This window comes from Escherichia sp. TC-EC600-tetX4, assembly GCF_019356055.1.
Taxonomy (GTDB): domain Bacteria; phylum Pseudomonadota; class Gammaproteobacteria; order Enterobacterales; family Enterobacteriaceae.
The window spans coordinates 3,974,153-4,000,581 of record NZ_CP079924.1 but is presented as its reverse complement, the minus strand read 5'-3'; the positions used below and the strand labels follow the sequence as shown (position 1 = coordinate 4,000,581).

Annotated in this window: 21 protein-coding genes, 1 tRNA gene and 3 pseudogenes; 12 read left to right on the top strand and 13 right to left on the bottom strand. The window is 49.3% G+C overall.

Translation table 11 applies throughout. The features are described 5' to 3' along the window. Window positions 1-11 precede the first annotated feature (11 nt). From valS to pepA, 3 genes are all read right to left on the bottom strand, one after another. Window positions 12-2,867, bottom strand: coding sequence for a valine--tRNA ligase (valS, locus tag KXD89_RS19455; protein ID WP_000416392.1), 2,856 nt, complete (start codon window positions 2,865-2,867; stop codon window positions 12-14). After that, complete coding sequence (gene holC / locus KXD89_RS19450; protein WP_000786400.1) at window positions 2,867-3,310, bottom strand: DNA polymerase III subunit chi; 444 nt, start codon at window positions 3,308-3,310, stop codon at window positions 2,867-2,869. The genes valS and holC overlap by 1 nt, the downstream gene beginning before the upstream one ends. Before the next feature lie 159 nt (window positions 3,311-3,469). Further along, entirely contained in the window at window positions 3,470-4,981 is a 1,512-nt protein-coding gene (pepA, locus tag KXD89_RS19445; protein ID WP_000397144.1) for a leucyl aminopeptidase, read from the bottom strand. A 153-nt stretch (window positions 4,982-5,134) separates the two neighbouring features. Here pepA and ytgA point away from each other — a divergent pair, with 153 nt between their 5' ends. The 3 genes from ytgA to lptG all read left to right on the top strand — a co-directional run bounded on the left by ytgA (window position 5,135) and on the right by lptG (window position 7,430). After that, window positions 5,135-5,185, top strand: coding sequence for a protein YtgA (gene ytgA, locus KXD89_RS19440; RefSeq protein WP_211180521.1), 51 nt, complete (start codon window positions 5,135-5,137; stop codon window positions 5,183-5,185). Window positions 5,186-5,247: 62 nt separating this feature from the next. Beyond that, window positions 5,248-6,348: an LPS export ABC transporter permease LptF gene (gene lptF, locus KXD89_RS19435; protein WP_000584114.1), complete on the top strand. Its 1,101-nt coding sequence runs from the start codon at window positions 5,248-5,250 to the stop codon at window positions 6,346-6,348. After that, on the top strand, window positions 6,348-7,430 hold the full coding sequence (lptG, locus tag KXD89_RS19430; protein ID WP_001295681.1) for an LPS export ABC transporter permease LptG: 1,083 nt from the start codon (window positions 6,348-6,350) through the stop codon (window positions 7,428-7,430). Before lptF ends, lptG begins: the two co-directional genes overlap by 1 nt. Window positions 7,431-7,590: 160 nt before the next feature. Here the strand turns inward: lptG and KXD89_RS19425 are convergent, their stop codons facing one another. The 5 genes from KXD89_RS19425 to idnD form a co-directional block, all read right to left on the bottom strand. After that, complete coding sequence (locus KXD89_RS19425) at window positions 7,591-9,093, bottom strand: helicase HerA-like C-terminal domain-containing protein (protein ID WP_001698830.1); 1,503 nt, start codon at window positions 9,091-9,093, stop codon at window positions 7,591-7,593. Window positions 9,094-9,170: 77 nt separating this feature from the next. Next, on the bottom strand, window positions 9,171-10,169 hold the full coding sequence (idnR, locus tag KXD89_RS19420; RefSeq protein ID WP_001309159.1) for a DNA-binding transcriptional regulator IdnR: 999 nt from the start codon (window positions 10,167-10,169) through the stop codon (window positions 9,171-9,173). A gap of 66 nt (window positions 10,170-10,235) precedes the next feature. Then, window positions 10,236-11,555, bottom strand: a complete 1,320-nt coding sequence (idnT, locus tag KXD89_RS19415) for a gnt-II system L-idonate transporter (protein WP_001128347.1) — start codon at window positions 11,553-11,555, stop codon at window positions 10,236-10,238. Window positions 11,556-11,617: 62 nt separating this feature from the next. Next, entirely contained in the window at window positions 11,618-12,382 is a 765-nt protein-coding gene (gene idnO, locus KXD89_RS19410; protein WP_000998695.1) for a gluconate 5-dehydrogenase, read from the bottom strand. 23 nt (window positions 12,383-12,405) lie between these two features. Beyond that, entirely contained in the window at window positions 12,406-13,437 is a 1,032-nt protein-coding gene (idnD, locus tag KXD89_RS19405) for an L-idonate 5-dehydrogenase (RefSeq protein WP_001197411.1), read from the bottom strand. A 216-nt stretch (window positions 13,438-13,653) separates the two neighbouring features. On the opposite strand from idnD, the gene idnK reads away from it, so the two are divergent. After that, window positions 13,654-14,217: a gluconokinase gene (gene idnK, locus KXD89_RS19400; RefSeq protein WP_000896738.1), complete on the top strand. Its 564-nt coding sequence runs from the start codon at window positions 13,654-13,656 to the stop codon at window positions 14,215-14,217. Between the two features lie 3 nt (window positions 14,218-14,220). On the opposite strand, the gene ahr is transcribed toward idnK, so the two are convergent. After that, entirely contained in the window at window positions 14,221-15,240 is a 1,020-nt protein-coding gene (ahr, locus tag KXD89_RS19395) for an NADPH-dependent aldehyde reductase Ahr (RefSeq protein WP_001318460.1), read from the bottom strand. 195 nt (window positions 15,241-15,435) lie between these two features. Here ahr and KXD89_RS19390 point away from each other — a divergent pair. After that, a tRNA-Leu gene (locus KXD89_RS19390) sits at window positions 15,436-15,520 on the top strand. 242 nt (window positions 15,521-15,762) lie between these two features. Beyond that, window positions 15,763-16,971, top strand: a complete 1,209-nt coding sequence (locus tag KXD89_RS19385; RefSeq protein WP_223362169.1) for an integrase arm-type DNA-binding domain-containing protein — start codon at window positions 15,763-15,765, stop codon at window positions 16,969-16,971. A 316-nt stretch (window positions 16,972-17,287) separates the two neighbouring features. On the opposite strand, the pseudogene KXD89_RS19380 reads toward KXD89_RS19385, so the two are convergent. Continuing rightward, window positions 17,288-18,471, bottom strand: a pseudogene (locus KXD89_RS19380) (phosphoethanolamine transferase); the annotation flags it as partial. A 583-nt stretch (window positions 18,472-19,054) separates the two neighbouring features. Between KXD89_RS19380 and KXD89_RS19375 the strand changes: the two are divergent. After that, window positions 19,055-19,284 (top strand): annotated as a pseudogene (locus KXD89_RS19375) (transposase domain-containing protein); the annotation flags it as partial. A gap of 513 nt (window positions 19,285-19,797) precedes the next feature. On the opposite strand, the gene KXD89_RS19370 reads toward KXD89_RS19375, so the two are convergent. Beyond that, window positions 19,798-21,144, bottom strand: coding sequence for an IS4-like element IS4 family transposase (locus KXD89_RS19370; RefSeq protein WP_000483767.1), 1,347 nt, complete (start codon window positions 21,142-21,144; stop codon window positions 19,798-19,800). Between the two features lie 608 nt (window positions 21,145-21,752). On the opposite strand from KXD89_RS19370, the gene KXD89_RS19365 reads away from it, so the two are divergent. The 3 genes from KXD89_RS19365 to ythA are packed head-to-tail and all read left to right on the top strand — an operon-like array spanning window position 21,753 to window position 24,268. After that, window positions 21,753-22,970, top strand: coding sequence for an MFS transporter (locus KXD89_RS19365; protein ID WP_000179691.1), 1,218 nt, complete (start codon window positions 21,753-21,755; stop codon window positions 22,968-22,970). 11 nt (window positions 22,971-22,981) lie between these two features. Next, window positions 22,982-24,100, top strand: a complete 1,119-nt coding sequence (nanY, locus tag KXD89_RS19360; protein WP_000611568.1) for a 2,7-anhydro-N-acetylneuraminate hydratase — start codon at window positions 22,982-22,984, stop codon at window positions 24,098-24,100. A 42-nt stretch (window positions 24,101-24,142) separates the two neighbouring features. After that, a complete protein-coding gene (gene ythA / locus KXD89_RS19355) occupies window positions 24,143-24,268 on the top strand; it encodes a protein YthA (protein ID WP_000594405.1) in 126 nt (41 codons plus the stop codon). A gap of 52 nt (window positions 24,269-24,320) precedes the next feature. Here ythA and KXD89_RS19350 read toward each other — a convergent pair whose 3' ends face one another. Continuing rightward, entirely contained in the window at window positions 24,321-24,578 is a 258-nt protein-coding gene (locus KXD89_RS19350; RefSeq protein ID WP_000254999.1) for a surface-adhesin E family protein, read from the bottom strand. 22 nt (window positions 24,579-24,600) lie between these two features. Between KXD89_RS19350 and KXD89_RS19345 the strand changes: the two genes are divergently transcribed. Together KXD89_RS19345 and KXD89_RS19340 are read left to right on the top strand one after the other, a co-directional pair. Beyond that, window positions 24,601-24,804, top strand: a complete 204-nt coding sequence (locus tag KXD89_RS19345) for an MFS transporter (protein ID WP_000355616.1) — start codon at window positions 24,601-24,603, stop codon at window positions 24,802-24,804. Between the two features lie 87 nt (window positions 24,805-24,891). Next, a protein-coding gene (locus KXD89_RS19340; RefSeq protein ID WP_085948656.1) for an IS3-like element IS911 family transposase occupies window positions 24,892-26,059 on the top strand; the annotation gives its coding sequence in 2 pieces (ribosomal slippage) (window positions 24,892-25,145 and window positions 25,144-26,059; 1,170 coding nt in all). A gap of 9 nt (window positions 26,060-26,068) precedes the next feature. Here KXD89_RS19340 and KXD89_RS19335 read toward each other — a convergent pair. Next, a pseudogene (locus tag KXD89_RS19335) lies at window positions 26,069-26,407 on the bottom strand (DUF2254 family protein); the annotation flags it as partial. Window positions 26,408-26,429: the final 22 nt, after the last annotated feature.

The following is a 26,429-nucleotide window of genomic DNA, read 5'->3' as shown; positions in this document are numbered from 1 at the left end:
CTGTGTTTTGATTACAGCGCGGCGATAACAGCCTGCTGTTCAATCAGTTTCGCTTTCGCTTCCGCATAGCCTTCCAGCTTCTCACGCTCTTTCGCGATGACCGCTTCCGGTGCGCGGGCGACAAAGCCTTCGTTCGCCAGTTTGTTCTCGATACGGCTGATTTCACCTTCAATCTTCGCCACTTCTTTCGCCAGACGCGCCAGCTCATCTTCTTTGTTGATGAGGCCAGCCATCGGGATCAGCAGCTCTGCACCGTCGATGATCTTCGTAACGGAAACCGGACCTTTGTCATCGGCAGGCAGCACGGTGATACTTTCCAGACGCGCCAGGGTTTGCAGGAAGCCACGGTTTTCATTTACGCGACGTTCTGCATCCGCGCTGCAACCACGCAGCAGCAGCTCCAGCGGTTTGCCCGGCGCGATGTTCATTTCTGCACGGATGTTACGTACCGCAACGATCGCCTGTTTCAGCCATTCGGTGTCGGCCAGTGCGGCTTCATCAACCTGAGATGCATCGTACTGCGGGAACGGCTGCAGCATGATGGTGTCGGCAGTGATACCGCAAAGTACTTTCACACGCTGCCAGATGGTTTCGGTGATGAACGGAATGATCGGATGCGCGAGGCGCAGCAGACCTTCCAGTACAGTCACCAGCGTATGGCGAGTACCGCGCAGTTCTGCTTCGGTGCCACCGTTCATTACCGGCTTGGTCAGCTCGAGATACCAGTCACAGAACTGGTTCCAGGTGAACTCATACAGAATGCCTGCGGCGATATCGAAGCGGAAGCTGTCCAGCGCTTCGCGGTACGCTTTGATGGTCTGGTTGAACTCCGCCAGAATCCAGCGGTCCGCCAGCGACAGCGTCATTTCGCCGCCGTTGAAGCCGCAATCCTGACCTTCTGTGTTCATCAGCACAAAGCGGCTGGCGTTCCACAGCTTGTTACAGAAGTTACGGTAACCTTCCAGACGCTTCATATCCCAGTTGATGTCACGACCGGTAGACGCCAGCGCCGCCAGGGTGAAGCGCAGCGCGTCAGTACCGTGCGGCTCAATACCGTTCGGGAACTGCTTCTCGGTGCGCTTACGGATTTTGTCCGCCAGCTGCGGCTGCATCATATTGCCGGTACGTTTTTCCAGCAGTTCTGGCAGCGAAATACCGTCAACCATATCCAGTGGGTCGATAACGTTACCCTTGGATTTGGACATCTTCTGGCCTTCGTCATCACGAATCAGGCCGGTCATGTAAACGGTGTGGAACGGCACCTGCGGTTTGCCATTTTCATCTTTGATGAAGTGCATGGTCATCATGATCATGCGGGCAATCCAGAAGAAAATGATGTCGAAACCAGATACCATCACGCTGGTTGGGTGGAACTGACGCAGGGCGTCGGTATTTTCCGGCCAGCCAAGGGTAGAGAAGGTCCACAGCGCAGAAGAGAACCAGGTATCGAGAACGTCTTCGTCCTGACGCAGGACAACATCAGCACCGAGGTTATTTTCTTTACGCACTTCGTCTTCGTTGCGGCCAACATAAACGTTACCCGCTTCGTCATACCATGCCGGGATACGGTGACCCCACCACAACTGACGAGAGATACACCAGTCCTGAATATCGCGCATCCAGGAGAAGTACATGTTTTCGTACTGCTTCGGTACGAACTGAATGTCGCCGTTCTCAACCGCTTCAACCGCCGGTTTCGCCAGGACATCGGCACGCACGTACCACTGGTCGGTCAGCATTGGTTCGATAACTACGCCGCCACGGTCGCCGTAAGGAACGGTCAGGTCGTGCGGTTTAATTTCTTCCAGCAGGCCAAGCGCGTCAACTGCGGCAACGACTGCTTTACGTGCAGCAAAACGCTCCAGTTTCTGGAACTCTGCAGGGATTTCGCTGGAATAAACGTCAGATTCGTTACCTTTGGTATCGAACACCTGGGCGCTTTCACGGATATCGCCGTCAAAGGTCAGGATGTTGATCATCGGCAGGGCGTGACGTTTACCCACTTCATAGTCGTTAAAGTCGTGCGCCGGAGTGATTTTCACGCAGCCGGTGCCTTTTTCCATGTCGGCGTGTTCGTCGCCAACGATCGGAATACGACGGTTAACCAGCGGCAGAATGACATATTTGCCAATCAGATCTTTGTAACGCGGATCTTCCGGGTTAACGGCTACGCCAGTATCGCCCAGCAGGGTTTCTGGACGGGTAGTCGCGACCACCAGATAATCTTTACCGTCTGCGGTTTTCGCACCGTCAGCCAGCGGATAGCGGATGTGCCACATCGAACCTTTCGATTCGCGGTTTTCGACTTCCAGGTCAGAGATAGCGGTGCGCAGTTTCGGATCCCAGTTTACCAGGCGTTTGCCACGGTAAATCAGGTCTTCTTTATACAGACGAACGAAAACTTCTTTCACCGCATTGGACAGGCCTTCGTCCATGGTGAAGCGTTCACGCTCCCAGTCGACGGAGTTGCCGAGACGGCGCATCTGACGGGTAATGGTGCCGCCAGATTCCGCTTTCCATTCCCAGATTTTGTCGATGAAAGCTTCGCGGCCGTAGTCGTGACGGGTTTTACCTTCTTCTGCGGCAATCTTGCGCTCAACGACCATCTGGGTAGCGATCCCGGCGTGGTCAGTACCGACCTGCCACAGGGTGTTTTTGCCCTGCATGCGCTGATAGCGGATCATGGTATCCATGATGGTTTGCTGGAAGGCGTGACCCATATGCAAACTGCCGGTGACGTTCGGCGGCGGGATCATGATGCAGAAACTTTCCTGGCTTTCATCGCCATTAGGCTTAAAGTAGCCCTGCTTTTCCCAGTGCTCGTAAAGCGGCTGTTCGATATCTTGTGGGTTATATGTCTTTTCCATTATTTCCAGGTTGCCGTATTCAGGTTGAAACCAGCCACGCGGTAGGCTTTATAGCGTTCGCGCGCCAGTTGTTTCAGAGAATCTTCATAAGGAACGAAGTCTACCACTTCTGTGAAAGCGGTGGCAAAATCTGCAAAGCTTGTTCGCAGACTAATCAATATATCGCGCCGGCTGCTGCTACGCTTTTGCGGCCAGGCGATCTCCACCGGTGCACCGCCGCGCGGTCCTTCTCCCGCTAAATTATGCGGAACAAAGCTTTCTGCCGGACGCGCCCACAGGGCTTCATCCAGCCGGTAAGCCTGCTTTTCATCTTCACAGGCGATGAGCACGCGCTTACCGCTGCGCCAACGTTCTGCGGCAATTTCACACACCAGTTGCTCAACGGCGCTTAAGCCATCGACGGTGGTGTCATTGTCCAGAAGGTAGAACGTCGCGTTTTTCATAAATGGGGCTTCTTGTGGTGGATTTAAATACGCATCAGGTATACACCGCAGCGCCTGATGCGACGCTGTTGTGTCTTATCAGGCCTACGAGTTCAGTGCTGTGTAGGTCGGATAAGGCGTTCACGCCGCATCCGGCAATAACAGCCTTGCCTGACGCAATTACTCTTCGCCGTTAAACCCAGCGCGGTTTAACAGGAACTGTGCCAGCAACGCTACCGGACGACCGGTGGCGCCTTTTGCTTTACCAGAACGCCAGGCGGTACCGGCGATATCCAGGTGCGCCCAGTTGTACTTACGGGTAAAGCGTGACAGGAAGCAACCTGCGGTAATCGCCCCACCAGGACGACCGCCAATGTTCGCCATATCGGCAAAATTGGACTCCAGTTGTTCCTGATACTCGTCACCCAGCGGTAAGCGCCATGCGCGGTCACCGGATTGTTCAGACGCGGCAATCAGTTCATGGGCCAGCGGATTATGGTTCGCCATCAGACCAGTAATATGATGACCCAGCGCGATCACGCAGGCACCGGTCAGCGTCGCCACGTCAATCACCGCTTCCGGCTCAAAACGCTCAACGTAAGTTAACACGTCGCACAGTACCAGGCGGCCTTCAGCGTCGGTGTTCAGCACTTCAACGGTTTGACCGGACATGGTGGTTAACACATCGCCCGGACGATAGGCTCGTCCGCCAGGCATGTTTTCGCAGCCTGCCAACACGCCGATAACGTTAATCGGCAGTTGTAGCTCCGCGACCATCCGCATCACGCCGTAAACCGCTGCCGCACCGCACATATCGTACTTCATCTCATCCATGCCTTCTGAAGGCTTGATCGAGATACCGCCGGAGTCGAAGGTTAAACCTTTACCCACCAGCACGATTGGGCGTGCATCTTCCGACGCGTTGCCTTTGTACTCAATCACCGACATCAGCGATTCGTTTTGCGAACCCTGACCGACCGCCAGATAGGAATGCATCCCCAGCTCTTTCATCTGCTGTTCGCCGATAACGCGGGTGATGACATTCTTGCTGTAGCTGTCAGCCAGCTGGCGCGCTTGTGAAGCGAGGTAAGCGGCGTTACAGATATTCGGCGGCATATTGCCGAGATCTTTTGCTGCTTTAATCCCGGCGGCAATCGCCAGACCGTGCTGGATCGCGCGCTCACCGCTGGTCAGTTCACGGCGGGTCGGCACGTTGAACACCATCTTACGCAGCGGACGACGCGGTTCGCTCTTGTTCGTTTTCAGCTGATCGAAACTGTAGAGCGTCTCTTTTGCCGTCTCGACAGCCTGACGCACTTTCCAGTAGTTGTTACGGCCTTTAACGTGCAGCTCAGTCAGAAAGCAGACCGCTTCCATTGAGCCAGTATCATTCAGCGTATTAATGGTTTTCTGAATAACCTGCTTGTACTGACGCTCATCCAGCTCACGTTCTTTGCCGCAACCAATAAGGAGAATTCGCTCGGAAAGTACATTCGGAACATGGTGCAGCAACAATGTCTGCCCCGGTTTTCCTTCCAGTTCGCCCCGACGTAGCAGGGCGCTGATGTACCCATCGCTGATTTTATCGAGCTGTTCTGCAATCGGAGAAAGGCGACGTGGTTCGAAGACGCCCACGACGATGCAGGCACTCCGCTGTTTCTCCGGGCTACCGCTTTTTACACTAAACTCCATGCACTACGCTCCTGAATCTTAAAGACAACGGCGGTGGCTACAGATAGAATTGCAAGCTTTCGTAACTCATGTCCGCTGTTGCGATGACTTCGTGTTAATCTTAACGTTATTACGGCATTGGCACGTCAGAACAAAATCTGAGAGGTGAATCCGTTGAGTATAATTATCTTAGCGACGATTTCGACGACTCAAGAGAATAAATGACGTTTAAGCCATGAAACAAGCTAAAATCCTGCAAAAGACGAGTTTTTACGGGCGTATTTAAAGTGATAATCATAAGATATCTGGTGCGGGAGACGCTCAAAAGCCAGCTGGCGATACTCTTCATCTTGCTTTTGATCTTCTTCTGTCAAAAGTTAGTGAGGATCCTCGGCGCAGCGGTTGACGGCGATATTCCGGCGAATCTGGTGCTCTCCCTTCTCGGGTTGGGCGTGCCGGAAATGGCGCAGCTTATCCTGCCATTAAGCCTGTTCCTCGGGCTGCTGATGACGCTGGGCAAACTGTATACCGAAAGTGAAATTACGGTAATGCATGCCTGCGGCCTGAGCAAAGCGGTTCTGGTGAAAGCGGCAATGATCCTTGCGGTATTCACGGCAATCGTAGCGGCGGTTAACGTGATGTGGGCGGGACCGTGGTCATCGCGTCATCAGGATGAAGTGTTAGCAGAAGCGAAAGCGAACCCTGGCATGGCGGCGCTGGCGCAAGGGCAATTCCAGCAAGCGACTAATGGCAGCTCGGTGCTGTTCATCGAAAGCGTTGACGGCAGCGATTTCAAAGATGTGTTCCTCGCGCAAATTCGACCAAAAGGTAATGCACGTCCTTCTGTGGTGGTGGCCGATTCCGGACATTTAACCCAGCTGCGCGACGGCTCCCAGGTCGTCACTCTCAACCAGGGAACGCGCTTCGAAGGCACTGCATTGTTACGTGATTTCCGCATTACGGACTTCCAGGATTATCAGGCGATCATTGGTCACCAGGCGGTGGCGCTCGACCCGAACGATACCGACCAGATGGACATGCGCACATTGTGGAACACTGACACCGATCGTGCTCGCGCAGAACTGAACTGGCGTATCACGTTGGTATTCACCGTGTTTATGATGGCACTTATGGTCGTACCGCTGAGCGTGGTTAACCCACGTCAGGGACGCGTACTGTCGATGCTGCCAGCCATGCTGCTGTATCTACTTTTCTTCCTGATCCAGACCTCCCTGAAATCGAACGGCGGTAAAGGTAAGCTGGACCCGACGCTGTGGATGTGGACCGTTAACCTGATTTATCTGGCTTTAGCGATTGTTCTCAACCTTTGGGACACCGTGCCGGTCCGCCGCCTGCGCGCCAGTTTTTCGCGTAAAGGAGCGGTGTGATGCAACCTTTTGGCGTACTTGACCGCTATATCGGTAAAACTATTTTCACCACCATCATGATGACACTGTTCATGCTGGTGTCGCTGTCGGGCATTATCAAGTTTGTCGATCAGCTGAAAAAAGCCGGGCAGGGGAGTTACGACGCGTTAGGCGCAGGAATGTATACCTTGCTGAGCGTGCCGAAAGATGTGCAGATCTTCTTCCCGATGGCGGCTCTGCTTGGGGCGTTGCTTGGTCTTGGGATGCTGGCGCAGCGCAGCGAACTGGTGGTGATGCAGGCTTCTGGTTTTACCCGTATGCAGGTGGCGCTGTCGGTGATGAAAACCGCCATTCCGCTGGTCTTGCTGACGATGGCGATTGGCGAATGGGTCGCGCCGCAGGGCGAGCAGATGGCGCGTAACTACCGTGCGCAGGCGATGTACGGCGGCTCGTTGCTCTCTACCCAGCAAGGCTTATGGGCGAAAGATGGCAACAACTTCGTCTACATTGAGCGGGTTAAAGGTGACGAAGAGTTAGGTGGCATCAGCATTTATGCCTTTAACGAGAATCGTCGTCTGCAATCCGTACGCTATGCCGCTACTGCGAAGTTTGACCCGGAACATAAAGTCTGGCGTCTGTCGCAGGTTGATGAATCTGATCTGACCAATCCGAAACAGATTACCGGTTCGCAGACGGTGAGCGGCACCTGGAAAACCAACCTCACGCCGGACAAACTGGGCGTGGTGGCGCTGGACCCGGATGCACTCTCTATCAGCGGTTTGCACAACTATGTGAAGTATCTGAAGTCGAGCGGTCAGGATGCCGGACGTTATCAGCTCAACATGTGGAGCAAAATCTTCCAGCCGCTATCTGTGGCGGTGATGATGCTGATGGCGCTGTCGTTCATCTTTGGCCCACTGCGTAGCGTACCGATGGGCGTGCGTGTGGTCACCGGTATCAGTTTCGGTTTTGTCTTCTACGTACTGGACCAGATCTTCGGCCCGCTGACGTTGGTTTATGGCATCCCGCCGATCATCGGCGCACTGTTGCCAAGCGCCAGCTTCTTCTTAATCAGCCTGTGGCTGTTAATGAGAAAATCGTAACCGAATGAACGAATAAAGGGAGCGAAAGCTCCCTTTATTATTGTTAGCAAAGTGTGCTTCGTTCATTCCTGAAAAATAATTAAAATTCAATATATTGCAGTGGGGTGGGCATGATAAGACGCGCCAGCGTCGCATCAGGCAAAGACAAATCTCGCCTGACTTACCTTCTTCTCCCCCCCAGCAAACTCCCCAACATCCCGCGTACAATCTGATTCGTCACTTGGCGAGCGGCGCTTTTGGCCATTGTTTGCACCACACCATCTTTCTTCCCGCCGCGTGGTCCGGTAGTGCCGAACAAAATATCCTTCAATCCACCAAGAATGCCGTCATCCACCGCTACCTCTTTCCCTTTCGCGGGAGGATTATTTTGCTGCTCGGTACTGGCCTGAAAGCCTTTTTGCAACATCTCATAGGCGGATTCCCGGTCCACCTCATCCTCATATTTGCCATACACCGGAGAGTGATTAATCAAGCCATTACGCTCATCTTCCGTCACCGGCCCCATCCGCGAACAAGGCGCGATCACCATCGCACGCTCCACCACAGAAGGGCTTCCTTTCGCATCCAGAAAAGAGATCAACGCCTCGCCGGTGCCCAGTTCCTGAATCGCCTTTTTGGTATCAAACGCCGGATTGGCCCGCATGGTTTGCGCCGCTGCCTTCACTGCTTTCTGATCTTTTGGCGTAAAAGCCCGCAAAGCATGTTGAACGCGATTACCGAGCTGCCCGAGCACATTATCCGGAATATCAGACGGGTTTTGCGAAACGAACCAGACGCCCACGCCTTTTGAGCGAATAAGCCTTATCACCTGCTCAATCTTATCCAGCAGTACCTGCGGGGCATCGTTAAACAGCAGATGTGCCTCGTCGAAGAAAAACACCAGTTTTGGTTTCTCCAGATCGCCCGCTTCCGGCAATTGTTCATACAACTCTGAAAGCATCCACAGCAGGCTGGCGGCGTACAGTTTCGGCATCTGATAAAGTTTCTCGGCGCTGAGGATATTGATAACGCCTTTACCGTTGGCATCGGTGCGCATCCAGTCTTTGATATCCAGCATCGGCTCACCAAAGAAGTGTGCTGCGCCTTGCTGTTCCAGCGACAACAGCCCGCGCTGGATGGCACCAACCGATGCGCTACTGATATTACCGTACTGATTCTGGAAGGATTTGGCGTTATCGCCGATGTACTGGGTAATTGCCCGCAGATCTTTAAAGTCGAGCAGTAACAGCCCCTGATCGTCAGCAATGCGGAAGATGATATTCAGCACGCCAGATTGCACATCGTTGAGATTCAACAGTCGTGCCAGCAACAGCGGCCCCAGATCCGAAACCGTCGCCCGCACCGGATGGCCTTTCTCGCCAAAGATATCCCACACCACCACCGGATTGGCATGCGGTTGCCAGTCATTGACGCCGATATTTTTAAGCCTTGCGAGCAGTTTTTCCGACACCGTTCCTGCCTGCGCGACGCCGGTCAGATCGCCTTTCACATCAGCCATAAACACCGGCACGCCGATTTCCGACAATGACTCCGCCAGTTTTTGCAGCGTAACGGTTTTACCCGTCCCCGTTGCGCCGGTAATCAGCCCATGACGGTTAGCCATTCCCGGCAGTAAAAACAGTTCTGTGTCCGGCGTGCGGGCAATTAACAGGGGTTCACTCATGAGATATCCTCCAGTTTCCTGCCTGGAGTATAGGCAACGTCCGGCAAAGAGAATACGTGTAATGAAGAGAAAATAACCTAAAGCGTGTTGCCGTGATAAATCTGATACCCGAGGTCAACAGTGTTGTGGTTGTGATCGTTATTTTTAATTTTGCTCAGCAACATTTGGGCGGCCATCCGACCAATATCAAAACGGGGAGTAATTACGCTGGCGAGGCTTGGGATCATTTGCCTGCCAATCTCCAGCCCATGAAAACCCGCAATGGAAATTTGTTCTGGCACGGCGAGGTTTCGCTCGCGGCACAGCAGAAGCGCACCCATCGCAATATCGTCATTGGTGCAAAATACACCGTCTAAATCCGGGTTTGCGCTAAGGGCATCACGCATTAACTGCATTCCTAAATGAATGGATGAGATGGCGCGTGGATTCATGCGTAATGGGGAAAGATTATGCAGCATCATCGCATCGCAATACCCCTGATAACGCTGTTCATCGCGGGTGTCATCTTTGGAACCGAGATACAGAATTTTGTGCCTGACTCGCTTCTCCAGCATGGTACACACCATGTCAAAAGCGGCCTGCCGATTATCAAAACCGACCTCCATATCCAGCCGTTCTCCCTGTACATCCATCAATTCCACGACCGGAATGGTGGCTGAACGCAGAAATTTCACCGTCCTGATGGTGTGATATTTTTCCGAAAGTATAATCCCGTCAATGTTATAAGAGAGCAGGTTAATCACCGACTCTTCTTCGGAATCGCGATCGTAATTGTAATTAGCAATAAGGGTCTGATAATTATGCTCAGAGGTGACGGATTCTATTCCCGCGAGAATGTCAGCGAAGAGTTGATTTTGAAATGACGGAATCAAGATACCGAGGGTATAACTTTGTGCATTCAACAACATGCCGGGAGCGCGATTAGGGATATAATTGATCTCTTCCATAATTTTGGCGATGCGCTCGCCTGTTTCCTTTGCCACCTTTTTCGGCGAGCGGATATAACGACTCACGGTCATTTTTGTTACGCCAGCCAGCGTAGCGATATCCTGTAAAGAAATTCTGTGATTGCGCATAACTTCTCCCAACGTCGGGGGAATCTTCAATCTTCCCCCGAAACTACATCACAATATTTTATTCTTTCAGTGCAATACGGCGTTAATGGCTAACACGCCCAGCAAACCCATAATAGAAATAAGGGTTTCCATCACCGTCCAGGTACGCAACGTTTCACCAACCGTCAGATTAAAATACCCTTTAAATAGCCAGAAGCCAGGGTCGTTTACGTGTGACGCGATCACGCTGCCCGCACCGGTTGCCAGTACCATTAAAGCGGGATCGGCATGGGTAACGTTGATAATCGGCAACACCACACCCGCGGTGGTAATGGCCGCGACGGTGGCAGAGCCCAGAGCGATACGCAACAGCGCCGCAACAGTCCAGCACATCAATAACGGCGAAAGTGTAGTTCCGGTCATTAAGTGTGAAATATAGTGCCCGACACCGCTATCTACTAATACCTGCTTAAACGCGCCGCCGCCAGCGATAATAAACACAATCATCGCGATAGCGCCTATAGAATCCCCAATGATATCCATGATTTGCTCGATGGTGCGTCCATTACGTCGGCCCAGTGTGAAAATCGCAATAACAATGGCAATAAACAGCGCAACGGCAGGGTTACCGACAAATTCAAAGAAGAGGCGCACGGTGTTAGTTTTCGGTAACGTAATTTCACAAACGGCGGCGATAGCCATCAGGATGACCGGGATCACGGCAGCGAAAATACTGTTCCAGAAGGAGGGCATCTCCTCTTCGCTAAACAGATGAGGATTAAATAAGCCTTCCGGTGGTGCTTTCTCAAAGCGAGTTAGCAGTTTAGAAAACAGCGGTCCTGCGACAATAACTGTCGGAATGGTAATGATAAATCCATACAGTAAAGTCGTTCCGAGATTAGCCTCAAAGATAGTCGCGATGGCAGTAGGCCCTGGATGTGGCGGCAGAAAACAGTGGGTTACAGAGAGCGCTGCTACCATTGGTACGCCAACATACAACAGGGGTAATCCTGATGATGCTACGATGGTAAATACCAACGGCAACAGCAGGACAAAACCCACTTCAAAAAACATGGCGAGGCCCACAACCAGACCGGTGATCACTAGCGCCCATTGCACGCGTTTTTTACCAAAAGTAGCAATCAGCGTAGTGGCGATACGTTGTGCCGCACCCGTATCAGAAATCAGCTTGCCTAACATGGCCCCGAAACCGAGGATCATTGCCAGCCCGCCGAGCGTGCTGCCGATACCATTTTGTATAGAGTGCAGGACGGCCTGTGCATCCATCCCTTCGGCAAATCCGACGACGGCAGCTACCAGAACGAGGGCAATAAAGCCGTTAACTTTAAAGACGATCATCAGGATAAGAAGCAGCGCGACGCCTGCCGCAATAATGATTAATGGCATAGTCTTTATCTCTTATTAGTGCCAGAAAAGCAGCGCTTTCGCGCTGCACGTAGGGGGGGCTGTTAAACAGCCACTAACATGCCGCCATCAACAAACAACAGGTGGCCGTTTACGAAATCAGAGGCTTTTGAAGAAAGGAACACCGCAGCACCAATCAGTTCCTGCGGATCTCCCCAGCGTGCGGCGGGGGTCCGTTTGCACAACCAGGCGGTGAAGGCTTCGTCCTCAACCAGTGCTTTAGTCATTTCTGTTTTGAAATAGCCCGGCGCAATACCGTTGACCTGAATATTGTGGCGCGCCAGCTCGACGCACATGCCGCGGGTGAGCATTTTTACCGCCCCTTTCGATGCGGCATAAGGGGTGATGGTGTCACGTCCCAGTTCGCTTTGCATCGAGCAAATATTAATAACTTTACCTGCCTTGCGTTCAACCATGTGACGAGTTACCGCTTGCGATACCAGGAACACGGCGGTCTGGTTTACTGCGATCACATCATTCCACTCTTGTTCAGGGAACTCAGTAAAAGGATGACGGCGCTGGATACCGGCGTTATTCACCAGCACATCAATGGGGCCGATGTCCTTTTCGATATGTTCAACGGCGGCATCAATTTCATGTTTATGAGTAACATTAAAAGGTGCGGCAACGGCCTGAATACCCTCCTGGTGGAGTTTTTCTACAGCAAGTTCTGCGCGTTCGGCAGTAATATCATTAATAATTATTTGTGCGCCATATTTACCCAGGCCGGTTGCCAGTAAAAAGCCAATGCCCTGTGCTGAACCGGTAATCAAGATATTTTTTCCTGCCAGTGAAAATAGATCGTTCATTGTATTATTCCTTTATTTATCTCTTAGAAAACAAGCTGGACTTTTGCTGCCTGGGTTTTATCACCGGCGAAACGTAGCGCCTCTTCCAGGTCAGTGAAGGGATATTCAGCACTCAGTAAAGGCAGTGGATTGATAACGCCATTCGCCAGCCATGACACTGCGGTATTAAATTCGCTGGTAAAACGGAAAGAGCCTCTGAGTGAAATCTCCTTACCAATCAACGTCATCATTGGGAATTCTGCCATCGCGCCTCCCATACCTACCTGCACCATTACGCCGCGTGCACGAGTGACCTCCAGACAGGTATTCACTGATGAAGGATGACCGGACACTTCAAAGCTGACATCGAAATAGCCTTTTTCCGCTTTCCAGTGATCCATGTCGTCGTTTTGTGGGTTTACGAGCACATCCGCCCCCATCTCTTTGCCCAGCGAAAGGGAACGGGGACTCACATCAGCACAGACAATTTCCGCGGCCCCCAGTGTTTTCACTGCACTGACAATCAGGCAGCCAATGGGTCCAACACCGGAAATAAATACTCGCTTGCCCTGTAACTCGCCGGCCTGATGTGCGGCATGAATCGCGACGGCTAAAGGTTCGGCAAAAGCCATAACCTTTTCGTCAGCTTTGGCCGGATAAGGGACACATTGCGACGTTTCGACCATTTTATAACGGGTAAAACCACCATCAACATGAGGGAAATACATGGCACTGCCAAAAAAACGCATATCTGTACACTGATTCTCGTTATGTTCAATGCAGTATTTGCAGTGACCGCACGGTTTAGACGGATTAATGGCTACCGTTTGCCCTTCATGTAATTCTGATGAGTCGCTATGAATAACTTTACCGATAACTTCATGACCTAACACCATCGGTGCCTTTATCATGAAATTACCTACTTTTCCTTCCTGATAATAATGTAAATCGGAACCGCAAATTCCACCTCGGGTTATTTGTACTAATGTTCCATTATTATTCCAATCTATCGTCTGCTCGGTAACGGCAACAGTTTTCTTGCCCGCAACAACGCAGGACTGTGTTTTCACTTGCATAAATTCCTCACTGGTCAGGTAGACACCTCGGAAGCATTTAAGCGGTTTTAACTGTCATTATTTGTGATGAAGATCACGTCAGAAAATTGTTACATTACTATGTTACGCATAACGTGATGTGCCTTGTAATTCTTATCAGTAGAAATAAAAAAACGTGAAATTATTATGCCGCCAGGCGTAGTATCGCAGCAGGTAAGATGATTCAGGAGATTTTAAATGGCGGGTGAAAGCTTTATTTTGATGGGCGTTTCAGGGAGTGGTAAAACATTAATTGGTAGCAAGGTTGCCGCGTTATTATCTGCTAAATTTATTGATGGTGACGATCTTCATCCAGCCAAAAATATAGATAAAATGTCGCAGGGTATTCCATTATCTGATGAAGATCGACTTCCCTGGCTGGAACGCTTAAATGATGCTTCATACAGTCTTTATAAAAAGAATGAAACAGGATTTATTGTCTGTTCATCATTAAAAAAACAGTATCGTGATATTTTACGCAAGGGTAGCCCCCATGTTCATTTCCTCTGGTTAGATGGCGACTATGAAACTATTCTCGCGCGAATGCAGCGTCGGGCTGGGCATTTTATGCCGGTAGCGTTACTAAAAAGTCAGTTTGAGGCACTGGAGCGTCCACAAGCAGATGAACAGGATATTGTGCGCATTGATATCAACCATGATATTGCCAATGTCACCGAACAATGTCGGCAGGCTGTGCTGGCGATACGACAAAACAGAATATGTGCGAAAGAGGGCAGCGCCTCAGATCAGCGCTGCGAATGATTTTCAATAATCGGCTTTCAACACCACGCGGTAACGCGCCTTACCGTCGCGCACATGCTGGATGGCGTCGTTAATTTTCGACATCGGGAACAGTTCGGTGGTCGGCGCAACCTTGCTGCGGGCGGCAAAACGCATCAGCTTACGCAGCTCATAAGGCGTGCCGGTAGCAGAACCAGAGACGCTGCGATCGCCCGCAATTAACGTAAAGGCCGGAACAGACAGCGGCGTGAGAACCGCACCGACCGTATGGAAATTACCGCCATAGGTCAGCGCCTCAAAATAGGGCTGCCAGTCGAGGCTGACGTTGACGGTGTTGATAATGAGATCAAACTGCCCCGCCAGTGCTTTCAGTGCCTGCGGATCGCGGCTATTCACCACTTTATCGGCACCCATCGCCAGCACTTCCTGCTCTTTCGCCGGATTAGAACTAAAGGCTGTCACCTCGCATCCCATTGCGTGCAGAAGTTTTATAGCGATATGCCCCAGCCCGCCAATACCAATTACCCCAACGCGGCTGGTAGCAGTGATATGGTGCATCAACAGTGGTTTAAAGACCGTGATACCGCCGCACAACAGCGGCCCGGCGGACTCGATATCAATATTTTCTGGCAGTGGAATCACCCATTGCCAGTCCGCACGCAACTTCTCGGCAAAGCCACCGCGATTCATAATCGTCGGCACCGCACCTTGCTCGCAGTTGATCTGATTACCGCTAATACAGGCGTCGCAGTGACCACAGCTACGCGCCGTCCAGCCAATCCCGACACGCTGACCGACCTGCAAACCTTTATCCTGCGCGGCGCTCCCGAGTGCCACCACGCGCCCAATCACCTCATGCCCGGCAACCAGCGGATATTGTGAAAATCCCCATTCGTTATCGATCATCGACAGATCGGAATGGCAGATCCCGCAGTAATCCACCTGCACTTCAACATCTTGTGGCCTCAGCTCACCGGGATCGTACTCATAAACTTCCAGTTCTCCGCCCGCTTCTTTTGCGGCATAGCTTTTTATCATCGACATTTTTTGGTCCTTCTCTGGTGTTGTTTGGGAAGTGTAGAGCATGGCAGGGCGGGGTGCCTGGAGTGTGACAAAGGTTACACATCGCTGTATGCAATGCTGAAAATTTCAGCACTTAGCGAGGTGCGAGCAAGCTGGCGCTTGCATGGTGGCGTGCGACAGGTATAATCCACAACGTTTTCCGCATACCTCTTCAGTGCCGAAGTGGCGAAATCGGTAGACGCAGTTGATTCAAAATCAACCGTAGAAATACGTGCCGGTTCGAGTCCGGCCTTCGGCACCAAAAGTATGTAAATAGACCTCAACTGAGGTCTTTTTTTATGCCTGAAATCCAGTGTTTATCTATCTTTCCCGCTATATTAACTCTCTCAAGGTCAACCGATATCAACGTACATCTACCAACATATGTTGGTACAGATGATGGTATTTCCGGTTCGATAATGCTTGTACCAACAGGGAGGGAATACGATGGCATTAACAGATATCAAAGTCAGAGCAGCCAAGCCAACGGATAAGCAATATTAGCTGACTGATGGTGGCGGTATGCATCTGCTTGTCCATCCAAATGGTTCTAAGTACTGGCGTTTGCAGTACCGTTATGAGGGAAAGCAAAAAATGCTGGCACTTGGGGTTTATCCTGAAATCACACTAGCGGATGCCAGAGTACGTCGTGACGAGACGCGTAAGCTGCTTGCGAATGGCGTCGATCCGGGAGACAAAAAGAAAAATGATAAGGTTGAACAGAGTAAAGCACGAACCTTTAAAGAAGTCGCGATTGAGTGGCATGGCACCAATAAAAAGTGGTCTGAAGATCACGCCCATCGTGTGCTAAAAAGTCTTGAAGATAATCTTTTTGCAGCGCTTGGTGAACGTAATATCGCTGAGTTAAAAACTCGAGATTTATTAGCACCTATTAAGGCCGTAGAAATGTCTGGACGTCTTGAAGTGGCCGCTCGTCTTCAGCAGCGCACTACAGCCATCATGCGCTATGCAGTGCAAAGTGGGTTAATTGATTATAACCCGGCACAAGAGATGGCTGGGGCGGTTGCTTCCTGTAATCGACAACATCGTCCCGCGCTTGAATTAAAGCGCATCCCTGAGTTGCTTACAAAAATAGATAGCTATACTGGTAGGCCGCTAACCCGATGGGCGATAGAACTCACTTTGCTGATCTTTATTCGGTCCAGTGAGCTGCGTTTTGCTCGTTGGTCAGAGATCGATTTCGAAGCGTCTATATGGACTATCCCACCGGAGCGGGAGCCTATTCCTGGAGTGAAACATTCCCATAGAGGCTCAAAAATGCGTACAACGCATCTAGTGCCTCTTTCAACGCAAGCTCTTGCAATTTTAAAGCAGATAAAACAGTTTTATGGGGCCCATGACTTGATATTTATTGGTGATCACGATTCGCACAAACCCATGAGTGAGAATACGGTAAATAGTGCGTTACGGGTCATGGGGTATGATACAAAAGTAGAGGTTTGTGGTCATGGCTTTCGAACAATGGCCTGTAGTTCATTGGTCGAATCAGGTCTGTGGTCTCGTGATGCTGTTGAACGTCAGATGAGCCACATGGCGCGAAATTCAGTGAGGGCCGCGTATATCCATAAAGCAGAGCATCTGGAAGAACGGCGATTGATGCTACAGTGGTGGGCCGATTTTCTGGATGTAAACAGAGAAAGGTTTATCAGTCCATTTGAATATGCAAAGATTAATAATCCATTAAAACAGTAATCATCCCGGGCAAATGCCCGGGAATTATTCTAGGATTATTTTCTTTGTTAAAAAAGACAAACGGTATTAACTGATGTATTTACTATTTACCGCTCCCTGCAGGGGGGATTATCAGAATCCGCGGTTATTCATTATTTATATACATTCAATAAAAAAGTAACCTCATAAAAAATCCTGTACTCACAGGGTGATGCGGGATAACTGACGTAAGGAGTGCTGCAGGGATTTGATGGTCCCTTGTGCTGATATGAATACGGATATTTTATACAGAATACTTTTCAGTACAAGCGACTGTATTACAGTCTGCCATATATGATTACCTGTGATCAGGAAGAATAAGTGGCTGAGGTTTCAAACTGTCTGCCGGTATATTCCTCTCTCCCTTAAAAACCATAACAGGTTAGTTATCTTCGTCTGTCAGCGGATTGAATGGCGGTATATTTTCAGTACAAATACCGGTCATCCACTGAAAAATACCTGCGAAATGACGGGCACTGATTTTTCTACTGACGGGCTGATGAGACGTTATGTCACTGGCGGTAATAATCAGTGGCACACTGTAGCCTCCCTGCACATGACCATAATGATGAACAGGATTGGCACTGTCGCTGACCGACAGCCCAAGGCCAGAAAAGTAAAGCATGGCGAAATGACGTGAGTACCGGCGAAGGATACCATCAAGCTGGCCAAGAAAGTTATCCAGTTTACTGATGCTGGCGAGGTAACAGGCAATTTTTCGGGGATACTGCTCCAGGTAATTATTCGGCTAGGAGTTAAGGCTGTCACACGGATTTGGATGAGAACCCATCATGTGCAGGAAAATTATCTTCGGAGAGGATGTATCCGCCAGCGCACGTTCTGTTTCCTGTAACAACAGTTTGTCATCTGTTTTACGGGAAGCGAAGCTGCCTTTCTTGAGGAAAGTGGCATGCTCCGCATCAGAAGCAATAACAGAGATGCGTGTGTCATGCTCCCCCAGTTTTCCTTGATTGGATATCCACCATGTGCTGTATCCTGCTTTTGCTGCCAGCGCCACCACATTGTTGCCGGAATCAGGGTTCTGCTCATAGTCATAAATCAGTGTCCGGCTCAGGGAAGACACTGTACTGGAGGCTGTCGAGGTATAATCGTCAATAAATAAACCGGGTGCCGTATTCAGCCACGGTGTGGTTGGTACGGGATAGTCATACACTGACATATAATCCCTGCGCACACTCTCACCAGTGACAATAACAATCGTATCATATAACGGTGCTCCCGGCTGGATTTTCCAGTTGTCAGCCCCGTGCTACTCAGTTGTTCATAACGCTGCATTTCACGTAATGTGTCAGTTGTCCCCACAACTGTTCCTTTAACCATCCGCAATGGCCAACGGTTTACAGAGCATAATACGAATAGCCGTAGAGCCAGCCAGTTACGGTGGTCGCGATGGTGTGTCCGCCAGAAAATCACCACGAATACCAGAATCGCGGCACTGACCAGAAAATGATAAACAGGAAACACGGGGCGGTTCACTTTGCTTTCTCCTGTAGTGTTTTCTGTAGGTTCTGAACCGGTTCTAGCGGGGTTGTGAGGCTGATGGCAATCGCCGGGCTCTTCCTGCATGTTACACTGGTACTGCAAGAGGGGGCCTTCGCTCCTCTGACATTACTCAGTATTTTCACTACTACACCCCATCTGCCATCCATAACAACCGATTCACCCCCTCGCGAGGCGTTGTTGCCCGTCACCCGGACAGACACCGTTATGGACTTCTCTTGTTGCACGATCGATCAATTGTTATGCATGCTGACACCACAACCCCGGTGGGTATGACCGATGCCTTTCTCACTCTCTTCCCGGTCATCGTCGGCCTTCCCCGTTATTGTGGCGTGTCAGCACCCTCGACGGCATTTCGATGGCTGCTCAGTGTTCACTCACGTTACGGCCCGCATAACCCGTTGACTTCCTGAAGAAGTCGTTTCAGGGAGAGATTCAGCCCTTTTGTTACCTCCTGGACCGCTTCTTGTCCTTCCAGTCGGAGCGAGAGTTAGCCGGGGCGGACTTTCACCGACGGAAAGATCGTGCATTTCAAGGCACACACAACAATATCTGCGAGCGTGCTATCCGTCCGGTCGTTATGGGACGAAAGGCCTGGTTGTTCGCTGGTTCACTGGTGGCCGGGAACCGCGCGGCACAGATAATGAGCCTTCTGGGAACCGCAGTCTGGAGCCACATGCTTGGCTGACGGACGTCCTGACGCGTCTGCCGGAGTGGCCGGAGGAGAGGTTGGCTGAGTTACTGCCTCTTGAGGGCTTTACCTTCTTCGGGTAAGTGATACCTGCCGTCAGGTGTTTGTGCACCGGGCCATAACCTGCAGTTGGGAATTGAACGCCTGACAACAGGAAATGAGCTAGAGCAGTAAACACGCGGGCTGACAATGGGTCAGAATATGAGTTAGCCCGGCGTTATTCCTGGGGTCAGTACTTCAGATCTAGCCTCCGGTACCAGACTAGCTAGCCCCTACGCAACCAAATAAATCAACCATCGTCAGAGTGCAATCGTTCATATACACTGTCGGTGATGCGCTAAAAAATGCGTTAATGTTGAGTTCCTCGAACCCTTACCAATTAAGGGACATAGCCAGATACGCAACTGGCTGATGCAAGCAGTCTAATGTCTTTAGATCCGCTGGCCTGCGGGCATGACAATGTCAAACAGTCAAAGATTGTGGCGTTGACGGTCAGTCTTGGGGACAAAAAAGCTCAGTATTCTCGTTGGCAACCAGATAATTTAACAGTTGATGCTGAAACGAAATAGGCATCTTGGTTCTGTAATGCCAGTCAGTTAAGCAACTGACTGGCTCTTTTTCGGGGCTGTGGGGTATTTCCAGGGCCTCTCCTTTACCACTCTCGGGAAGGCCCTTTCCCTTCTTGTCGGTAATTTCACAAGTTGTCCCATACTTGCAAGATCGCGCATCAGCTCCGGTATACGTCCCGGTGAAGCGCCCTGCAATGTCATCAGCATTCTCATCACCATTCCGCATGATTCTGAGAAACTCAGTTGATTCGGCCAGTAACCTTTCAGATGTTCCGCCATTTTAATCATCTGATATCTCACCAGATTATAAGCCAGTAAGACACCCCACAGCTCTTGCTCCACAAGCTCCGGCTTTTTACTTCTCAGCGTCAGCCTGCTCCGTTGCATCGTCTGTTTTATCTCCCTGTATCCCAGTTCGATTTCCCAGCGATGACTGTACAGATCCCCCATTTCTCCTCCGGGGAAGCGCATGGCGTCCGTCATCGACGTCAGCAGATGGCAGACTTTTCCTTTGCGCGTCACGGTCAGCAGGCGGGCAGTCACTTCATTTCCCAGTCCCGGCCACTTTTTTCGTGCCTGCGGGCTGGTTTTCAGCTTCACCAGATGATCGCCTTTACCCAGTTTTCTGATCTCTTCATATTGCGCTCCCTTTCTGAGAGGTATCATCCAGTGGCGGTGTTCTCCCGCCAGGCTCCAGGCATTTAACAGTCCCAGTGAGTAATAACCTTTATCCATTAACGTCAGAGTGTTATCGCCGGTTTGTTCTATAAGTTGCTCAGCAAGCTCATTTTCGCTGTTCTTCATCGTGCCGAAGGCTGCAGCCGTCAGCAGATGGCTGGTCAGTTCCATCTGGCAGACCATTTTGACCTGCGGGTAGAGCGCCGGGTTCCCGGCATGTGTCTGGCGGGGGAAGGCTGCATCGTTCTCTGGTGTATCCGGTGTGCGCCAGAACACACCATCGATGGCCAGCAGGGTCAGGCCGCACCAGTGCGGATGCGGCGTGGCGTTATGCCAGAGCTGCGCTGTTTTCGTGAACACGCGGCGGACAGCCTCACTTCCCAGGCGCTGGCGGGCCTGAATAACGGCACTGGGGGCAACGAAGGGGCGATTGCCCGGCAGCATGATGTCCAGGCGATTCACAATCTGGTGAAGAGGTTCTTTACGCTCAAGCGCCATGCCAACAATACACCAGACCATCATTTCGAGGGGAAGACGGCGCTTGCGTAGCGTTACAGTACCTGATTCGGCAAGGCAACGAGAGATGAGTTCGGGGTCGAGGTAATCCCCCAGAGAAGTCAGTGGGTTACGCAGAGAATCGTAACGGGATACCAGATCAAGAGCCTGTCCAATGTGCATAAAAAAATCCGGAAACAAGTGAGCGTTTCCGGATTCTTACACAGCCACTGGATCGGTCAACTGATCCTTAACTGATCGGCATTAATCTTGGTTCTGGTGTTTGTAACAAACTATCAGCTACAAAAATATGCTCAATTTGTGACATCAGTAACAAAACGCGTTTTGTTATGTGGATTGCTTGTTTTTTGATCTGGTATAACAGGTATAAAGGTATACAGAAAAGCAAAGAAATACTGCAAAGGAAAACAGCTATAACGTAAGCTAAAGTAATAACCTCTCAGTCTTTCCTCATTTGACGAAGGGAGTTTTATTCAACCTGAACGGACTACGAAAATGAGCACAATGAATAAGTCAATTTTTGAAGCAGGGTTGAACTGTGCCAGTGGTGGAATATCTGGCGAACATTGTTTTTTGTTGGTGACCCAAAACTGTAGGTGGGTATCAGTTTTATCTTTCATAGAGTGAAATATGTTAAGAAGAAATGGAGGAAAAGATTGTACTGATTAGGTATTGATAACAATCAATAGTACTGGCGTATTTGAAGACAATATAATTATTTCTGGATATTGTTGAGGCTCCCTAATATTTACTTTAAGGGCTATATTAGAATAACACAGGAAACAAATATGGCAACAGCATGGTATAAACAAGTTAATCCACCACAACGGAAAGCTCTTTTTTCCGCATGGCTTGGATATGTATTTGATGGCTTTGATTTTATGATGATATTTTACATTCTTCATATTATAAAAGCAGATCTTGGCATTACGGATATTCAGGCTACTTTAATAGGGACAGTGGCCTTCATAGCCAGACCTATTGGAGGTGGTTTTTTTGGTGCCATGGCTGATAAATATGGTCGTAAGCCAATGATGATGTGGGCAATTTTCATTTACTCAGTCGGAACAGGCCTTAGCGGTATTGCTACAAACTTATATATGCTCGCAGTTTGCCGTTTTATTGTTGGCTTAGGGATGTCTGGTGAATATGCATGTGCTTCAACTTATGCGGTAGAAAGTTGGCCTAAAAATCTTCAATCTAAAGCTAGTGCTTTTTTGGTAAGTGGTTTTTCTGTTGGAAATATTATTGCGGCACAAATAATCCCTCAGTTTGCTGAAGTATATGGATGGAGAAACTCTTTTTTTATAGGCCTGTTACCAGTTTTACTAGTTCTTTGGATCAGAAAAAGTGCTCCAGAAAGTCAGGAGTGGATTGAAGATAAATATAAGGATAAATCAACATTTTTGTCTGTCTTCAGAAAACCACATCTTTCAATCTCTATGATCGTTTTCCTCGTCTGTTTTTGTCTATTTGGTGCAAACTGGCCGATAAACGGACTACTTCCTTCCTACCTGGCAGATAATGGAGTTAATACAGTGGTCATTTCAACTCTGATGACAATAGCAGGTTTAGGAACACTGACAGGTACAATATTTTTTGGTTTTGTTGGTGATAAGATTGGTGTAAAAAAAGCCTTTGTAGTCGGTCTAATAACTTCATTTATTTTCCTTTGTCCTCTTTTTTTTATTTCTGTGAAAAACTCTTCTCTTATAGGATTATGTCTCTTTGGATTAATGTTTACAAATTTAGGTATTGCAGGGTTGGTTCCAAAATTTATATATGATTACTTTCCAACAAAATTAAGAGGATTAGGGACCGGTCTTATTTATAACTTAGGGGCAACTGGAGGAATGGCCGCACCTGTATTAGCTACATACATTTCAGGATATTATGGCTTAGGTGTTTCATTATTCATTGTTACGGTTGCATTCTCTGCCTTATTAATTTTGTTAGTTGGTTTTGATATTCCAGGTAAAATTTATAAACTATCCGTGGCTAAATGATTGGAGGCTTTATGATTAATTATGGCGTTGTTGGTGTTGGATACTTTGGCGCTGAATTAGCTCGTTTTATGAATATGCATGATAATGCAAAAATTACATGTGTATACGATCCTGAAAATGGAGAAAATATTGCCCGTGAATTGCAGTGTATCAATATGTCAAGCTTGGATGCTTTAGTCTCAAGTAAATTAGTCGATTGCGTGATCGTAGCCACCCCAAATTATCTGCATAAAGAACCAGTAATTAAAGCAGCAAAGAATAAGAAGCATGTTTTTTGTGAAAAACCAATTGCATTAAGTTATGAAGATTGTGTGGATATGGTCAAAGCGTGTAAAGAAGCTGGTGTGACCTTTATGGCCGGGCATATTATGAATTTTTTCAATGGGGTTCAATATGCACGGAAGTTAATTAAAGAAGGTGTTATCGGCGAAATATTATCATGTCATACTAAGAGAAATGGCTGGGAAAACAAACAAGAGAGACTTTCCTGGAAAAAGATGAAAGAACAATCTGGTGGACATCTATATCATCATATACATGAGTTAGATTGTGTTCAGCATTTACTTGGAGAAATACCAGAGACGGTTACTATGATTGGTGGAAATTTGGCCCATTCTGGTCCAGGATTTGGCAATGAAGATGATATGTTATTTATGACCTTGGAATTCCCGTCAGGAAAACTAGCAACCTTAGAGTGGGGGAGTGCATTTAACTGGCCGGAACATTATGTCATCATCAATGGAACTAAAGGCTCTATTAAAATTGATATGCAAGAAACAGCAGGGTCACTTAGGATTGGCGGTCAGACAAAGCATTTTTTGGTCCATGAAACACAAGAAGAAGATGATGATCGTCGGAAAGGCAATATGACCTCAGAAATGGATGGCGCTATAGCATATGGTCATCCAGGAAAAAAAACACCATTATGGCTTGCCAGTTTAATAAGAAAGGAGACGTTATTCCTCCATAATATCCTCTGTGGTGCAAAACCTGAAGAAGATTATATTGACCTTCTCAATGGTGAGGCGGCCATGTCGGCGATTGCTACTGCTGATGCTGCCACTCTTTCAAGATCGCAGGACAGGAAAGTGAAAATCAGTGAGATCATTAAACATACATCAGTAATGTAAAAACTATACGCCTCTTGATTTAATTCAGGAGGCCTTTTATGTATGATCAAGAATTTTATCTTCGATAATCTCATAATTTTAGCAGTGCCATTTATGATAAAAACATCCCTTAAAACCAATCTAATCTTTTTCTTCCTCTGTGTATTTGTTCCCCATATGGCGTCATAATTTACGCTACGTAATACGGGATAGTTACGATACGCAGCGATAGCGCTAAGTTTTAGTTAAAATCCCCCATCAGCGGGATATGGGGATCTCTGGGAGGTTCAGGTTTTAGCATCGCGACTTTAATACGACAGACGCTGGTGACGATGATGCCAAGTAGTGACTCTTCCGAATAAGGTTCCCACTGACCAATTGGCGCGCGCTTCGCAATAAAATCTCCCTTCGCCCAGTATTGGGAAAAGTAGATACATTCAAACTGTGTACGCTGTTTCGTCTCACAGTTCACGACATTGCTGGCCGATGAGCTGACCATTGGGCCTATCCGGGCTGTCCCGATGGATATTACGCCGAAGTATGTGGGAATTGCCAGCGGATTGATGAACGCCGGTTCCGCTGTCGCCGACATTATTTCACCTATCGCCTTTGGCATTATTATCGACAAAACAGGCAACTGGAGTTTACCATTCTACGGTTCCGTCGCATTGCTTGTTATTGGTATATTCCTGACGTTCTTCATGCGTCCAGATAAGTCATTGTAAAAGTCGAATCAGGGCTGAAGTGGCACACTGAATTTGGCCACCTGAACAGAGGTGATATGCTCACCTCAGAACAACACAGGTGCTCCAATGAAAAAAAGAAATTTCAGCGCAGAGTTTAAACGCGAATCCGCTCAACTGGTTGTTGACCAGAAATACACGGTGGCAGATGCCGCGAAAGCTATGGATGTTGGCCTTTCCACAATGACAAGATGGGTCAAACAACTGCGTGATGAGCGTCAGGGCAAAACACCAAAAGCCTCTCCGATAACACCAGAACAAATCGAAATACGTAAGCTGAGGAAAAAGCTACAACGCATTGAAATGGAGAATGAAATATTAAAAAGGCTACCGCGCTCTTGATGTCAGACTCCCTGAACAGTTCTCGATAATCGGGAAACTCAGAGCGCATTATCCTGTGGTCACACTCTGCCATGTGTTCGGGGTTCATCGCAGCAGCTACAGATACTGGAAAAACCGTCCTGAAAAACCAGACGGCAGACGGGCTGTATTACGCAGTCAGGTACTTGAGCTACATGGCATCAGCCACGGTTCGGCCGGAGCAAGAAGCATCGCCACAATGGCAACCCGGAGAGGCTACCAGATGGGACGCTGGCTTGCTGGCAGGCTCATGAAAGAGCTGGGGCTGGTCAGCTGTCAGCAGCCGACTCACCGGTATAAACGTGGTGGTCATGAACATGTTGCTATCCCTAACTACCTTGAAAGGCAGTTCGCCGTGACCGAGCCAAATCAGGTGTGGTGCGGTGATGTGACCTATATCTGGACGGGTAAGCGCTGGGCGTACCTCGCCGTTGTTCTCGACCTGTTCGCAAGAAAACCAGTGGGCTGGGCCATGTCGTTCTCGCCGGACAGCAGGCTCACCATGAAAGCGCTGGAAATGGCATGGGAAACCCGTGGTAAGCCCGGCGGGGTGATGTTCCACAGCGATCAGGGCAGTCATTATACGAGCAGGCAGTTCCGGCAGTTATTGTGGCGATACCAGATCAGACAGAGTATGAGCCGGCGCGGAAACTGCTGGGATAACAGCCCAATGGAACGCTTCTTCAGGAGTCTGAAGAACGAATGGATGCCGGTGGTGGGTTACGTAAGCTTCAGCGAGGCAGCTCACGCCATAACGGACTATATCGTTGGATATTACAGCGCACTAAGACCGCACGAATATAACGGTGGGTTACCCCCAAACGAATCGGAAAATCGATACTGGAAAAACTCTAACGCGGTGGCCAGTTTTTGTTGACCACTTCAAGAGAAAAGAACCGATGAAGGTGGCCAGTACATTTTGTGTGGTGACGTCTTCAACAACTAAACGCGTAGCTCTGGGAGTCACATTAGTAGTGGCTGAACCGTAGGCTGTGACCATGATACTCAGCGAAAATGTGGTCACTGCCAGCATACTCGATGCCAGTATGTTCAGAATGTTATCGACTGCTTCCGCACCAACCTTCACGGAAACCGACTCAGGTATCATTGATTTAAAAAGAATTGATAAAAGGGCCGTTATTATCGCGACAATTGCGAATAACGTTGCCCTGAACCATAGTTTTTTAATTGTCTGCTTCAGCATCCATTTCCAGCGTGAAATCATTCTGCATTCCCTCATATTGCGG